Genomic DNA, 14628 nt, shown 5'->3' with positions numbered 1-14628 from the left:
CTAGAACGCGATGCTCGCCCCCCTGCTGGCCCACAGACCCTCGCGGGCCGGGGCTGCCACGGGCTACGGGCTGGGTGCAGATCAGCCCTCGCGCGCAGGCACCAGCACTTCGCGCTGGCCGCTGGCCGTAAGGGCGCTGACCAAGCCGGCTTTTTCCATGTCTTCCAGCAGGCGGGCCGAGCGGTTGTAGCCAATGCGCAGCTTGCGCTGCACATAAGAGATGCTGGCCTTGCGGTCTTTCAGCACCACCTCGACGGCTTGGTCGTACATGGGGTCTTTCTCACCGCCTTCACCCCCCTCTGCCGACAAATCGCCGTCGCCCTCTACAGTGCCACCTTCCAGCACCCCTTCGATGTAGTCCGGCTCCCCTTGTTCCTTGAGGTAACTGACGACACGGTGTACTTCCTCGTCTGACACGAAGGCGCCATGCACCCGAATGGGCAGGCCCGTGCCGCTGGCCATGTAGAGCATGTCGCCCATGCCCAGCAGCGCTTCGGCGCCCATCTGGTCAAGAATGGTGCGGCTGTCGATCTTGCTGCTCACCTGGAAGGCGATGCGGGTGGGAATGTTGGCCTTGATCAGGCCGGTGATCACGTCCACGCTGGGGCGCTGGGTGGCCAGAATCAGGTGAATGCCAGCCGCACGGGCCTTTTGCGCCAGGCGGGCAATCAGCTCTTCGATCTTCTTGCCCACCACCATCATCAGGTCGGCCAGCTCGTCGATCACCACCACGATGTGCGGCAGGCGCTGCAACGGCTCGGGCTCTTCGGGCGTCAGGCTGAAGGGGTTGTAGATGAACTCTTCCTTGGCCTTGGCTTCGTCGATCTTGGTGTTGTAGCCCGCCAGGTTGCGCACGCCAAGCTTGGACATGAGCTTGTAGCGGCGCTCCATCTCGGCCACGCACCAGTTCAGGCCGTGGGCGGCCTGTTTCATGTCCGTCACGACCGGAGCCAGCAGGTGCGGAATGCCTTCGTAGACCGACATTTCCAGCATCTTGGGGTCGATCATCAACAGGCGCACATCGCGCGCCTCCGCCTTGTAGAGCAGCGAGAGAATCATGGCGTTGATCCCCACCGACTTGCCCGAGCCCGTGGTACCGGCCACCAGCACGTGCGGCATCTTGGCCAAGTCTGCCACCACCGGGTTGCCCACGATGTCCTTGCCCAGGCCCATGGTGAGCATGCTCTTGGCGTCGTGGTAAATCTGTGAGCCCAGGATTTCGGACAGGCGAATCGACTGGCGCTTGGCGTTGGGCAGCTCCAGCGCCATGTAGTTCTTGCCCGGAATGGTCTCCACCACGCGGATGGACACCAGGCTGAGCGAGCGCGCCAGGTCTTTGGCGAGGCCCACGATCTGCGAGCCCTTCACGCCCGTGGCGGGTTCGATCTCATAGCGTGTGATCACCGGGCCGGGCATGGCCGCCACCACACGCACTTCCACGCCAAAGTCCTTGAGCTTTTTCTCGATGAGGCGGCTGGTCATCTCCAGCGTGTCGGAAGAAACGGTTTCCTGCTTCTGCTGCGGCCCGTCCAGCAGGTCCACCATGGGCAGCTTGCTGTCAGGCATGTCGGTGAACAGGGGCTTTTGCCGCTCTTTCACCACCCGTGCGCTCTGGGGGGTATCCACCAGCACAGGCTCGATGATCTGCACGGGCTCGGGGTGGTGCTCTTCGCTCTCGGTGCGCTCTTCGCGCACCACCACCGCACGTTCGCGCGCGGCCTTGCGGCCCACGGCCACGTCTTTGGCCACCTCGCGCTGCGCCAGGCGCGACTGCACCAGCGCATCAATGCGACCACCCAGCCACTCGGCCACATGCCCCCACGAGAAGCGAAACACCATGGAAGCGCCCACCACCAGCAGCACGATGCTCACCAGGCCCGAACCGGTAAAACCCAGCCACTTCATGGCACTCAAGCCCACCGTGTAGCCCAGTACCCCGCCCCCGTGGCCGCCTGGCAGGTACGACTCGAACCGGTACAGACGCGACCATTCCAGTGCGGCACTGGCACAGACGAGCAAAATCAGCCCCACCCAGAACACCAGACGGCGCATGGCGGGCGATGGAGCGCCTTCGGGCACTTCACCACCGCGCATCCACCGCGCCAACGACGCAAACCAGGCGCACACGGCCGCTGCCACGCACCACCACACCGAAAAACCCAGCGCGAAGTAGCTGCCATCGGCCAGCCACGCCCCTAGGCGCCCCGCCCAGTTGGCCACCATGCGCGACGAGCCCACGCCCGATGAGGACCAGGACGGGTCTTGAGCCGAATAGCTGACCAAGGCCAGCAACCAGAAAATCAGGGCCAACAGCCCCACCAGCAAACTGACCTCATGTCCGAACCGGGCCGCGCCGGTGCGGGGGGGCGACTTGGCCGCCGCAGAAGCATTCAAGGTATTGAGGGAATAAGTCATAACGTGCCGGGCAAGCTTACCCCATGGGCAAGGGCAGACCGCGCCCGCAGCGGTGCGGACATGGCCTTCAGTTCAGGGAGTTCAGGCGCTCTTTGAGCAGGGTCACGCCATTGGGCAGGGTCTGGATAAAGGCACGCTCTTCCAGGTCTTTCATCACGCGGCTGACCATCTCGCGCGAGGCGCCCACCATCTTGGCCAGATCCTGGCGCGAGATTTTCTCGCGAATGACCCACTGGCCCTGAGCATCCTGCACCGCAAACTCCAGCAGGGCATGGGCCACGCGTCCATACACATCCAGTAACGCCAGTGACTCAATTTTGCGGTCGGCATGGCGCAGGCGCTTGACCAGACCGCGCATCACCACCAGCGACATGGAGGCGTTTTCCGCTAGGCAGCGGGCAAAGTCCGCCCGACCGAGCAGCAGCACATCGGTCTGCACTTCGGCCCGCACCGTGGCCGAATGCGGCTCGTTGTCGATGATGCTCATCTCGCCGATGTAGTCGCCCGGCCCCAGCGTGGCCAGAATCACTTCGCGCCCGCGGCTGTCGGCCGACACCACGCGCGCCCTGCCCGTCAGCAAAATGGCCAGGGCGTTGGACTTTTGCCCCTGCTCCACCAGCACCTCACCGCGCTTGTAGCGTTGCTTGGTCACCGCCCCGCTGATCACTTCCGCCTGCGTCACCGTGAGCAACGAGAACAATGGCACCCTGCGCAGCAGGTCCAGGTTGGACAACATGGTCGACATGGAAAAGACTTCTCCTCAACAGCAAAACGAACCCATCCCGACCACCCCGGTTTTGATGGGTTCTTACAATCACCACGATTGAAAACGGCCTGTTCCTGTGTGCCGCCCCTCGGCGGATACTTGGTGGGCTTTCTTTTTATTTTCCAACAGCGCCCAGCCTCCCTGGCAGGCGCGCACAACACAGGCTTGTACCATGTCTATCACCCAACACGCGAAAGTTCTGATCCTCGGCTCTGGCCCTGCCGGCTACACCGCCGCCGTTTACGCTGCGCGTGCCAACCTGAACCCCGTGCTGATCACCGGCATGGCGCAGGGCGGGCAGCTGATGACCACCACCGAAGTGGATAACTGGCCCGCTGACGTGCACGGCGTGCAAGGCCCGGACCTGATGCAGCGCTTTCTGGAGCACGCCGAGCGCTTCAAGACCCAGATCATCTTCGACCACATCAACAAGGTCGATTTCAGCAAGCGCCCCTTCACCCTCACAGGCGACAGCGGTACCTACACCTGTGACTCCCTCATCATCGCCACCGGCGCATCGGCCAAGTATCTGGGCCTGCCCTCGGAAGAAGCTTTCATGGGTCGCGGCGTGTCGGGCTGCGCCACCTGCGATGGTTTCTTCTACCGCGACCAGGACGTGTGCGTGGTGGGTGGCGGCAACACTGCCGTGGAAGAGGCGCTCTACCTGTCCAACATCGCCCGCAAGGTCACGCTGGTGCACCGCCGCGACAAGTTCAAGGCCGAGCCCATTCTGGTGGACAAGCTGAACGAAAAAGTGGCTGCCGGCAAGATCGAGCTGAAGGTGTTCCACACCCTGGATGAAGTGCTGGGCGACGACACCGGCGTGACGGGCATTCGCATCAAGAGCACGCAAGACGGCAGCACCCAAGACATCGAACTCAAGGGCTGCTTCATCGCGATTGGCCATGCGCCCAACACTGAAATCTTCCAGGGCCAGCTGGAAATGGACAACGGCTACATCGTCACGCAGGGCGGCCTCAAGGGCTTTGCCACCCAGACCAGCGTGCCCGGCGTGTTTGCAGCAGGCGACGTGCAAGACCACGTGTACCGCCAAGCCATCACCAGCGCGGGCACGGGCTGCATGGCCGCACTCGATGCGCAGCGCTTCCTGGAACAAGAGGCTTGATCGAAAAGCAGGCCGCAGGCTATAATCTGCGGCTTTGCTGAATCCTGCCCGCCGTCTTGGCGGAACTTCAGGTTCAACAATCGGGTTACCGCCACCCTTTCTGGCGAGGTGAGACCGCTAGCGAGCCCTGCGCAATTTGCCAGGGCGCCCGCAAATGGTCGTTATAAAAGTATCGGAGTGTCCTGATGGCACGCGTCTGCGACGTAACGGGCAAGAAGCCCATGACTGGGAACAACGTTTCCCACGCCAACAACAAAACCAAGCGCCGGTTCCTGCCGAACCTGCAATACCGCCGTTTCTGGGTTGAGAGCGAAAACCGCTGGGTGCGCCTGCGTGTTTCGAGCGCTGCCCTGCGTTTGATCGACAAGAACGGTATCGACTCGGTGCTCGCAGACCTGCGTGCCCGTGGCCAGGCTTAAGGAGTAGCACCATGGCAAGCAAAGGCGGACGCGACAAGATCAAGCTGGAATCCACTGCGGGTACCGGCCACTTCTACACCACGACCAAGAACAAGAAGACCATGCCCGAGAAGATGCTGATCATGAAATTTGATCCAAAAGCTCGCAAGCATGTGGAATACAAGGAAATGAAGCTGAAGTAATTCAGCCTTCATCCCGAAAAAACCGCCCGGCAGCAATGCCCGGCGGTTTTTTTTATGTCTGTGCTATCTGCATCTGAATTGCTGGCGGTCAAAGAGGGCGATGGCCTCAAAGCAAAGCGTCAGGAAATCTTCTGCGTGCCGGGCTGCCATGCCAAAACAGCAGCCCACGCAGCTCACCGCAGCAGTCTGGGACACCCGTAGAGGCCCCCCAGGGCAACCGAGCCTTTACAGAGCCCCCGCTAGATCAGGCCTGCACGGAGCGCAAGCGCAAGGAGAATTCGCGCAGCGCGGCGATACCGCTTTCTTCAGCGCGGCGGCACCAGGCCTGCAAATCTGCAGTGAGCTGCTCGCGCGAGTGCGAGGTGTTGAGCCACAACTGGCGCAGTTCTTCGCGCATGGTGACCATGGTGTCCAGCGCAGGGTACGCGGCACGCACCTGGGCCAGTTGGGGCAAGGCCTGCGCAGGCACTTTCTCGGTGTCGCGGTGCAGCCAGCGCTTGGCGGCCTTGAGCACGGACACATCGCCATGGCGCGCCTTCAAGGCAGCCATTTCATCCTTGCACGCCTGGCGCACACCCCGGGCATAGCCTGCCATCACTTCGTAGCGGTTGGCGATCAAGGCTTCCAGCGTTTTCTCATCGGCCACAGGCTTGGGGGCACCCAACTGCAGCTTGGGAGGTACCTTCTTCACCGTGGCCCAGCCCACTTTTTGCATCAGGCTGATGTACAGCCAGCCAATGTCGAATTCAAACGGCTTGACCGAGAACTTGGCCGCCGTGGGGTAGGTGTGGTGGTTGTTGTGCAACTCTTCCCCGCCAATCAGGATGCCCCAGGGCGAGAGATTGGTGCTGGCGTCTTGCGCCTCGAAGTTGCGGTAGCCCCAGTAGTGGCCCACGCCATTGACCACCCCAGCCGCCCAGAACGGAATCCAGACCATCTGCACCGCCCACACGGCAGCGCCTGCAGCGCCGAACAAGGCCAGATTCAAAATCAGCATCAGGCCCACACCCTGCCAGCCAAAGCGGCTGTACACGTTGCGCTCCACCCAGTCATTGGGGGTGCCGTGGCCAAATTTCTGGAGGGTTTCGGGGTTTTTGGCCTCAGCACGGTACAGCTCGGCGCCGCGCCACATCACGGTATCCAGCCCACGGGTCTGCGGGCTGTGTGGGTCGTCCGGCGTTTCGCACTTGGCGTGGTGCTTGCGGTGAATGGCCACCCATTCCTTGGTTTGCATGCCCGTGCCGACCCACAGCCAGAAACGGAAGAAGTGCGAGGGGATGGCGTGCAACTGCAGCGCCCTGTGGGCCTGTGCACGGTGCAAGAAGATCGTCACGGCAGCGATGGTGATGTGCGTCGTGACCAGCGTGTACAGAACGATCTGCCACCAGGTCAGGTTCCACAGGCCATGGCCCAGCCAATCAATGATGGCGTCAAGCACCGCCCAATCAGGTAACAACATATTCACACTGCCTCTTCCACACACAAAACAGCCCACGCGGGGCACTCGACACAAATTCTAGGACGGCATTCCATTTTTGGGGATCGGGGTTCCCCGCGAATGGACGCGGCCAGGGGCAACACAGTTGCCGGAGGATCAACCCTTGCGCGTCCACACGGCGGCAAAGAAACCGTCCGTCTGGTGGCGGTGGGGCCACATGCGCAAATAGGCTGTGCCAGTCTCACCACCGCTGCACAGGCTGGCGGCCTGCTCCACTTTCAGCTGGCTCAGAACTTCACCCGCATCCAGCGGCACGAAATCCGGGTGGGCTGCGGTAAACGCTTCGGCAATGGCCTCGTTTTCCTGCGGCAAGATGCTGCAGGTGGCATAGACCAGACGCCCGCCCGGTTTGAGCAAGCGGGCGGCGCTGTCCAGAATGGCGGCCTGTTTGACCACCAGCTCTTGCACCGCCTTGGCAGACTGGCGCCATTTGAGGTCAGGATTGCGGCGCAGGGTGCCCAAGCCCGAGCAAGGGGCGTCCACCAGCACGCGGTCGATCTTGCCGGCCAGGCGCTTGATACGCTCGTCGCGCTCGTGGGCAATGGCAGCAGGGTGGATGTTCGACAGGCCGCTGCGGGCCATGCGGGGTTTGAGGGCATCGAGCCGGTGGGCAGACACATCAAACGCATACAGGCGGCCCGTGCTGCGCATGGTGGCGCCAATCGCCAGGGTCTTGCCACCAGCACCGGCGCAAAAGTCCACCACCATTTCGCCGCGTTTGGCGTCCAGCAGCAAGGCCAGCAGTTGCGAGCCTTCGTCCTGCACCTCGATGGCGCCACGGGTGAAGGCATCGAGCTTGGTCAGTGCGGGCTTGCCCTCAATGCGCAGGCCCCAGGGAGAATACGGAGTTGCTACGGATTTAATAGCTGCCCGCGCAAGCTCCTTCTGCACGTCAGCCCGTTTTTCTTTCAAAACGTTGACGCGCAGATCCAGCGGCGCGTTCTGCGCCATGCTTTCAGCCAGTGGCCAGAACTCGTCGCCCAGCTGGTCCTTGAGGGGCTGTACCAGCCACTCGGGCAGGTTGTGGCGGTGGCGCTCCATCAGGTCGGCAGGGTTGATGGCGTCGCACTGGTCAAGCCAGTTCTTTTCCTGCTCGGTCAGCGCACTCTTCAAAAAGTCACGCGGGCCATGAAAGCCCAGGATGGCCAGGCGCCGCTCCTTGGGGCCAGAACCCGATGGCGCGAGGTGGTCGAACAAGAGCTTTTTGCGCAGCACGGTGTACACCGTTTCTGCCAGGGTGGCGCGCTCGCGCGGGCCCAGGCCGCGGTTGTCGCGAAAAAAGCGGGACACCACGGCGTCGGCCGGGTGTTCAAACGTGAGGGTCAGCCGCACCAGCTCGGCACAGGCGTCAAGAAGAACTTTGGGATGCATCCCCCGATTGTCCCACTATGGCCCCAGGCCGACCTGCGCCGGGCCCACCCTACCCCGCCAGAGCCCCTGGCCTTTGCCACAAGCAGGGGCCCTTCAGCGCGAAAACACCGGCTCGAACGCCGAGCGCCGAATCTCCTGCAGCGTGGGCGATTCACCCGCCCACAGCGCCAGCACCGGGCCGGGCAGCCCGAGCGTGCGTTCCAGCGAGCGGCACAGCTCATAACGGTCTTCATCGTCCATGCCGGGCAGCTCCACAAACAACAGATAGGCACGGCGCTGAGGGTGCTCGCGCAGGTTCTTGCGCACCAGCCAGGCCCGCGCAATGGGGGTGCAGCGGGCCAGCTCGGCCTGAAACTCCCCCAGCTCGAACTCGCTCAGATCGTGGCGTGCGATGTGGCTGAAGTAGGCCGGGTGGCTCAACTCTTCCCAGGCGCGCTCCTCCGATTCCTGGGCGCGCTCCAGCCGCTTGCGCCATTGCTTGAAGGCGGCTGCGTCGTGGTCATAGCCCATCCGGGGGGTTTCCAGCTCGGCCAGCGCCGTGCGGGCGGCCCACCAGCGGTCGTTGCTGCCCACGTCCCACAAACGGTGCAGGCAGGCCAGCTTGGCTTCGCGGTCCCCCTCAGGCAGTGCCTGCACCAGGCCGCGCAGGGCACCCGGGTGTTCGGCGCTGCGCTCCAGCGCCAGTTCGTACAGCGGGCGCACGTCGGCGCGTGGATCCAGGTGTTTGCGCAATCGGGCAAGCTCCACCAAGTCGGCAGCGCTGGCCTGGGCCATGCCAGCCTGCAGGGCCTCGGCACGGGCACGCACGCGCTGCAGCCAGGCGTGGTGCAGCTTCCATTCGGTGGCGTTGTCGGCACACCATTGCCGGTCAAAGCGGGCGATCCAGGCTTTGTATTCAGGCCCCAGCAGGGCCAGGGCGCTGCCGCGCGACCACTCCGGCAGCGTGCCAGCGGCGTCCAGCGCTTCCAGCCGGTCTCGCAAACCGGGGTGGGTGTCGTCCAGGTTGCTGATGCGTTTGAGCGACTGGCGCAAGGCATCGTTGGCAAATGCGGCTTCGGGAGCGCGGGCCAGCAGGCGCCGCAAACCACGGAAAGGCCCCACGGGCAACGCCTGGCTGGCCGCCATGCACCAATGGTCACGCCAGAACTCGGTTTGCAGCCAGCGCCCGCGGATCTCCACCTCGATCAATGCCGCAGCCATGACTTCGCGGCCCGCGAGGCGACCGGCAATGTGGTCGGCCTCGTATTCGTCCTGCCGCGCCATCGCAAAGGTTTTGGCAGCAAAGCGGGGAAAGTACCAGCGCAGAAACGCCTGCGTGGCAACCCCAGCCACGCCGGTATCGTCGCCCAGGTTCTTGTTCAGCTGCATCCAGGACCAGCGGGTGCGGTAGATCCAGGCGCCAAAGCGACCATGGTCGCCGCGCAGGTGGCCGTATTCGTGGGCCAGCACCGACAAAAACCGGCCACGGTCCAGCGCCATCAGCAGTGGCAGGCCAATCACAAGGTAATTGGTGCCACCACCGAACAGGCCATAGCGCGGAATCTGCTGGATGCTGGCGTTGAACTCATCGCTGAGCAGCACATGGTGAATCGCCGGGCCTTTCACCTTGCGGCGGATGCGCTCCAGCGCCTGGAACAGTTCCGGGGCGTCTTCGGCGGTGATCTCTTCGCCCTCAGGCGGCGCAATGCGCACCCACAACGCCCGCAGGCTGACCCATAGCAGGCTACCCGCTGCCAGCAGCAGCAACACCAAGCCGAAACGAAAACGCCCTTGCAGCAACTGCGGCAACGCCCAGGCCACCAACGCCAGTGCGACGACGGCGCAGCCCACCACCCAGGCGTAGCCCAGGGCGGCAAAAGCGGCTACGCTGCGCCGGTACGCACTGCTGTTTTCGGCGCTGTCTTGCTCGCTGGTGCGCACCAGATGCACAAAATCTGCCCATTCCATGGCCTAACCCCTCCCTTTTTTTATTTTTTTAGCGGTACCGCCGTGGTCGGCGGCCGCAGCACAACCTTCCATCCTAACCATGAACGAAACGCTTCCTCCCTTGTCCCCCACACCCCCGGGCTTGTACCGGCACTACAAAGGCAACCTGTACGAGGTGGTGGGCACCGCCCGGCACAGCGAAACGCTGGAGCCCATGACCGTGTACCGCGCCCTGTACGGTGAACACGGCTTGTGGGTGCGCCCGGCCGCCATGTTTGCCGAGCAGGTCACGATCGACGGGGTGCTGCGCCCGCGCTTCGAAAAGTGCGCAGATTCCATCCCTGCCAGCCCAGCCACCACTTGATTTGCTATATTTTTAATAGCTAGTAGCGCTTTCTGGTAAAGCGCCAGAGCCCATTTTTCTTCAAAGCACACGATCCGCAGTACAAAGGCTGCCTACCGGGACGGCTTGGCACGTCCTACAACCCCGCAGCACCCTTCACGCTAATTTGAAACCGTCCGCTTGGCCAAGCTGCCGGGCCGGGGTGACCCTGCTGCCCCGCCCCACACCGCAGCAGCCAGGCTTGTTTCATTCCCCACGCCGGAGGTCACCGTGGCTTATTTGCTTCAGGGGCTGTTTGGAGAACGTTCCCTCACCAAGGTGGCTGGCCTTTATCCACAGAAAGGCCAGGCCGAATCATCGATGGCTGCTGTGATGCGGCTGGGTAGCCTCCAGCCGGGTCAGGTGCGGCTGGTGGGCCCGCACGATGCGAGGGCACCGCACCGTGAAATTTTTTCGTACGCGATGGAACCTGAGCCCCAAGGCATTGCCCGCACGTTTTATCAAACGCATCTGGTGGGCGGCATGGCGGGGGCTGTTGCAGGGCTGGCCCTGTGTGCATGGTTCTCGCGCGCGGGGCACCCCATGATCGCCAGCAGCCCGCTGCTGGCGTTGATCGCACTGGTCGGCTTTGGCACCACGTTTGGTTTGCTGGCGGGCGGGCTGCTGTCGATGCGGCCGGACCACATTCGCCTGATCACCCGCGTGCGGTCTGCGCTGCGGCACGACCACTGGGCGGTGGTGGCCCACCCCACTACGCCAGAGCAAGCAGCCAAGGTCAAGGCCGTGCTGCATGGCAGCGCCGCCGAGGTGGTGTCCACCCTGTAAGAACCTGCTGAACTGCGGGTGCTGTTCAGCATCAGGCTTGATTACAAAGCCCGCACCAAGTTGCGTACCGCACGGGGGTAAATGATGTGCTCCTGGGTCAGCACGCGCGCCGCCAGGGTTTGCGCCGTGTCGTCCGGCAACACGGGAACCACGGCCTGGTCCAGGATGGGGCCCACGTCCAGCTCGGCCGTCACCTGGTGCACCGTCACGCCTGCAAACTTGCAGCCAGCGTCGATGGCGCGCTGGTGCGTATGAAGACCGGTGAAGGCGGGCAGCAACGAAGGGTGGATGTTGATGAGCCGCCCGGCGTAGTGCTCTACAAAACCGGGCGTCAGGATGCGCATGAACCCGGCGAGCACCACCAGGGCCGGCTGGTGCTGATCAATCGCCTGGGCCAGTGCCGCATCAAAAGCCTCGCGGCTCTCAAACGCCTTGTGGTCGAGCACGGCGGTGGCAATACCGTGCTCGCGGGCAAACACAAGGCCTTTGGCATCGGCCTTGTTGCTCACCACGGCAGCAATGCGCACACCGTACGCGCGCTCCCACTGCTCATGCTGCGCGGTTTTCACAATGGCTGCCATGTTGGAGCCGCCGCCAGAGATCAAAATCACAATGTTCTTCATTTGCCCGTGATTATCCCAGCCATGTCCACCCCCTTCAGCCCCGCCACCCGCCCCCTCACCCCCAACGAAGCCCGCGTGCTGGCGACGTTGATGGAAAAAGCCCGCACGGTGCCCGACAGCTACCCCATGTCGCTCAATGGCCTGGTCACCGGCTGCAACCAGAAAACCAGCCGCGACCCGGTGATGCAACTGACGGATGCTGAAGCGCAAGAGGCACTGGATTCACTGAAGCTGCTGACCCTGGTGTTTGAGAGCAGCGGCAACCGCACCACACGGTGGGAACACAACTTTCAGCGCGGCGTGGGCGTACCCGACCAGTCGGCCGCGCTGCTGGGCCTGCTGATGCTGCGCGGGCCGCAGACGGCGGGCGAGCTGCGCATCAACGCCGAGCGCTGGCACCGCTTTGCCGACATCTCGTCGGTGGAAGCGTTTTTGGACGAATTGCAAAACCGCAGCGAAGAAAAAGGCGGCCCGCTGGTCGCGCTGCTGCCCCGCGCGCCCGGCGCCCGCGAGCCGCGCTGGGCCCACCTGCTGTGCGGGCCGGTAGACACCAGCCAGCAGGCCTACGGCGGCCACCCGGCCCCCTCACTGGATACCCCTGCCCCCGCCCTGCAAGCCCGCGTACAAGCGCTGGAGGCCGAAGTGGCCAGCCTGCAAGCCACCGTGCGCCGCCTGTGCGACGAGCTGGGCCTGGAGCCTGGGTTGACGAGCATGTCACCACCCGGACAGAACTGAAACGAACGACCGTGCTACAAACACAAAATCAATAGGAGACAAGCTGCATGGATCTCGCATTCACCCCCGAAGAGCAGGCCTTCCGCGAGGAAGTCCGCACCTGGGTTCAAGCCAATCTGCCCAAGGAAATCTCCCACAAGGTGCACAACGCCCTGCGGCTGACCCGCGACGATATGCAGGGCTGGGCCAAGATTCTGGGCAAAAAAGGCTGGCTGGCCTTTGGCTGGCCTAAGGAATTTGGCGGCCCCGGCTGGACGGCCGTACAAAAGCACCTGTTTGAAGAAGAGTGCGCGCTGGCCGGTGCGCCCCGCATCATCCCCTTCGGCCCCGTCATGGTGGCCCCGGTGATCATGGCGTTTGGCAATGCCGAGCAGCAAAAGCGCTTTTTGCCCGGCATCGCCAGCGGCGAAGTCTGGTGGAGTCAGGGTTACAGCGAACCCGGTTCGGGCTCGGACCTGGCCAGCGTCAAAACCCGCGCCGAGCGCGTGGGCGACAAGTACATCGTCAACGGCCAGAAGACCTGGACCACCCTCGGCCAGCATGGCGACTGGATGTTCAACCTGGTGCGCACCAGCACCGAGGGCAAGCCCCAGACGGGCATCTCCTTCCTGCTGCTGGACATGAAGTCCAAGGGCGTCACCGTGCGCCCCATCAAGCTGCTGGACGGCGAGTGCGAAGTGAACGAGGTGTTCTTCGACAACGTCGAAGTGCCCGCCGAGAACCTGATCGGTGAAGAGAACAAGGGCTGGACGTACGCCAAGCACCTGCTGAGCCACGAGCGCACCAACATCGCCGACGTGAACCGCAGCAAGCGCGAGCTGGAGCGCTTGAAGCGCATTGCCAAGACCGAAGGCGTGTGGGATGACCAGCGCTTCCGTGACCAGATCGCCCTGCTCGAAGTGGACATCGTCGCGCTCGAAATGCTGGTGCTGCGCGTGCTGTCGGCCGAGAAGTCGGGCAAGAACTCGCTCGACATTGCGGGCCTGCTCAAGATCAAGGGCAGCGAGATCCAGCAACGCTATGCCGAGCTGATGATGCTGGCCGCAGGCCCCTTTGCCATGCCCTTCATCGAAGAGGCCATGGAAGCCGGCTGGCAGGGCAACTTCCCCGGCGGCGTGGTGGCCAACGCGCCGCTGGCATCCACCTACTTCAACCTGCGCAAGACCACCATCTACGGTGGCTCCAACGAAGTGCAGCGCAACATCGTGGCTCAGACCGTCCTCGGCTGATCCCAAGTTCCAGGAGACAAGAACATGGATTTCGATTTTTCTGACGACCAGGAACAACTGCGCGACGCCGTACGCAAGTGGGTGGACAAGGGCTACACGTTCGAGCGCCGCCGCGCCGCGGTGGCAGCAGGTGGCTTTGACCGCGCCGCATGGAACGAACTGGCCGAACTGGGCCTCACGGCCCTCACCGTGCCCGAAGCGCAAGGCGGCATGGGCCAAGGCGCCATCGACGCAATGGTGGTGGCCGAAGAACTGGGCCGCGGCATCGTGCTGGAACCCATCGCGCAGTCTTTCATTGCCAGCGCTGTGCTGTCCCACCACGCGCCCTCCGAAGTGCAATCGGCCTGGTTGCCCCGCGTGGCCGGCGGCGAAGCCGTCGTAGTGCTGGCGCACCAAGAGCGCAAGGCACGCTACCGCCTGGACGTTTGTGAGGCAAAAGCGGCCCTAGCGCAATCAGGCTATGCGGTAACAGCTATCAAAAGCGTAGTGCCTGCGGGTGACAAGGCGGATGCCTTCATCGTGCCCGCACAGCTGGACGGCAAGATCGCCCTCTTCTTGGTCGAGCGTACTGCGAGTGGCGTGACCACCCAGGGCTACGTCACGCAAGACGGCAGCCGCGCGGCCGAAGTGCACCTGGTCAACACCCCCGCCACGCTCATCACCACCGACGGCCTGGCCGCGCTGGAACTGGCCGTGGACACCGGCATTGCCGCCACCTGCGCCGAAGCCGTGGGCGTGATGGACAAAACGCTGGCCATCACCGTCGAATACATGAACCAGCGCAAGCAGTTTGGCGTGTTCATTGCGAGCTTCCAGGCCCTGCGCCATCGCGTGGCAGACATGAAGATGCAGTTGGAGCTGGCCCGCTCGATGAGCTACTACGCCAGCCTCAAACTGGGCGCCCCCGCAGAAGAACGCCGCGCGGCCATGGCCCGTGCCAAGGTGCAACTGGGCCAGTCGATGCGCTTTGTGGGACAGCAGGCCGTGCAACTGCATGGCGGCATTGGCGTGACAGACGAGTACATCGTGAGCCACTACTTCAAGAAGCTCACGCAGCTGGAAGTGGCGTTTGGCGACACGCTGCACCACTTGGGCGAGGTTTCTGCGCGGATGCAGGATACGGCGGGCGTGTTTGCCTGAGCGCGGCATTCGCGCAAACGGCCTATGGGT

At 63.5% G+C, this 14628-nt stretch carries 14 protein-coding genes; 8 read left to right on the top strand and 6 right to left on the bottom strand.

All coding sequences use genetic code 11. The annotated features are described in order from the left end of the window. Positions 1–81: 81 nt before the first annotated feature. Positions 82–2415: a DNA translocase FtsK gene (locus BDD18_RS14295; RefSeq protein WP_142083865.1), complete on the bottom strand. Its 2334-nt coding sequence runs from the start codon at positions 2413–2415 to the stop codon at positions 82–84. Positions 2416–2482: 67 nt separating this feature from the next. After that, positions 2483–3160 carry a Crp/Fnr family transcriptional regulator gene (locus tag BDD18_RS14290; protein ID WP_066690907.1) on the bottom strand — a complete coding sequence of 226 codons (678 nt, stop codon included), beginning with the start codon at positions 3158–3160 and terminating at the stop codon, positions 2483–2485. A 193-nt stretch (positions 3161–3353) separates the two neighbouring features. On the opposite strand from BDD18_RS14290, the gene trxB reads away from it, so the two are divergent. From trxB to rpmG, 3 genes are all read left to right on the top strand, one after another. After that, positions 3354–4307 carry a thioredoxin-disulfide reductase gene (trxB, locus tag BDD18_RS14285; RefSeq protein ID WP_044395953.1) on the top strand — a complete coding sequence of 318 codons (954 nt, stop codon included), beginning with the start codon at positions 3354–3356 and terminating at the stop codon, positions 4305–4307. A 185-nt stretch (positions 4308–4492) separates the two neighbouring features. Continuing rightward, positions 4493–4726, top strand: a complete 234-nt coding sequence (gene rpmB, locus BDD18_RS14280; RefSeq protein ID WP_015013086.1) for a 50S ribosomal protein L28 — start codon at positions 4493–4495, stop codon at positions 4724–4726. Between the two features lie 11 nt (positions 4727–4737). Next, positions 4738–4908 carry a 50S ribosomal protein L33 gene (gene rpmG / locus BDD18_RS14275; protein ID WP_008904999.1) on the top strand — a complete coding sequence of 57 codons (171 nt, stop codon included), beginning with the start codon at positions 4738–4740 and terminating at the stop codon, positions 4906–4908. Between the two features lie 244 nt (positions 4909–5152). Here rpmG and BDD18_RS14270 read toward each other — a convergent pair whose 3' ends face one another. The 3 genes from BDD18_RS14270 to BDD18_RS14260 form a co-directional block, all read right to left on the bottom strand. Then, a complete protein-coding gene (locus BDD18_RS14270; protein ID WP_142083863.1) occupies positions 5153–6367 on the bottom strand; it encodes a DesA family fatty acid desaturase in 1215 nt (404 codons plus the stop codon). A gap of 135 nt (positions 6368–6502) precedes the next feature. After that, positions 6503–7777, bottom strand: a complete 1275-nt coding sequence (locus tag BDD18_RS14265) for an RsmB/NOP family class I SAM-dependent RNA methyltransferase (protein WP_142083861.1) — start codon at positions 7775–7777, stop codon at positions 6503–6505. A gap of 93 nt (positions 7778–7870) precedes the next feature. After that, positions 7871–9724 carry a M48 family metallopeptidase gene (locus tag BDD18_RS14260; protein WP_142083859.1) on the bottom strand — a complete coding sequence of 618 codons (1854 nt, stop codon included), beginning with the start codon at positions 9722–9724 and terminating at the stop codon, positions 7871–7873. A 79-nt stretch (positions 9725–9803) separates the two neighbouring features. Here BDD18_RS14260 and BDD18_RS14255 point away from each other — a divergent pair, with 79 nt between their 5' ends. Together BDD18_RS14255 and BDD18_RS14250 are read left to right on the top strand one after the other, a co-directional pair. Then, positions 9804–10067: a DUF1653 domain-containing protein gene (locus tag BDD18_RS14255; protein WP_211360773.1), complete on the top strand. Its 264-nt coding sequence runs from the start codon at positions 9804–9806 to the stop codon at positions 10065–10067. 249 nt (positions 10068–10316) lie between these two features. Beyond that, positions 10317–10871, top strand: coding sequence for a hypothetical protein (locus BDD18_RS14250; protein WP_142083855.1), 555 nt, complete (start codon positions 10317–10319; stop codon positions 10869–10871). Between the two features lie 41 nt (positions 10872–10912). Here the strand turns inward: BDD18_RS14250 and purN are convergent, their stop codons facing one another. Next, positions 10913–11494, bottom strand: coding sequence for a phosphoribosylglycinamide formyltransferase (purN, locus tag BDD18_RS14245; RefSeq protein ID WP_142083854.1), 582 nt, complete (start codon positions 11492–11494; stop codon positions 10913–10915). Positions 11495–11515: 21 nt separating this feature from the next. Between purN and BDD18_RS14240 the strand changes: the two genes are divergently transcribed. The 3 genes from BDD18_RS14240 to BDD18_RS14230 are packed head-to-tail and all read left to right on the top strand — an operon-like array spanning position 11516 to position 14598. After that, on the top strand, positions 11516–12229 hold the full coding sequence (locus tag BDD18_RS14240; RefSeq protein WP_142083852.1) for a YceH family protein: 714 nt from the start codon (positions 11516–11518) through the stop codon (positions 12227–12229). 47 nt (positions 12230–12276) lie between these two features. Beyond that, the gene (locus BDD18_RS14235) at positions 12277–13458 is read left to right on the top strand and encodes an acyl-CoA dehydrogenase family protein (protein WP_142083850.1); all 1182 of its coding nucleotides are present in this window, start codon (positions 12277–12279) and stop codon (positions 13456–13458) included. A 24-nt stretch (positions 13459–13482) separates the two neighbouring features. Next, complete coding sequence (locus tag BDD18_RS14230) at positions 13483–14598, top strand: acyl-CoA dehydrogenase family protein (RefSeq protein WP_142083848.1); 1116 nt, start codon at positions 13483–13485, stop codon at positions 14596–14598. Positions 14599–14628 lie beyond the last annotated feature (30 nt).

The organism is Acidovorax temperans (genome assembly GCF_006716905.1).
Classification (GTDB): Bacteria; Pseudomonadota; Gammaproteobacteria; order Burkholderiales; family Burkholderiaceae_C; genus Acidovorax; species Acidovorax temperans.
The sequence above is the reverse complement of the archived record's forward strand: the minus strand, read 5'-3'. Positions and strand labels throughout refer to the sequence as shown.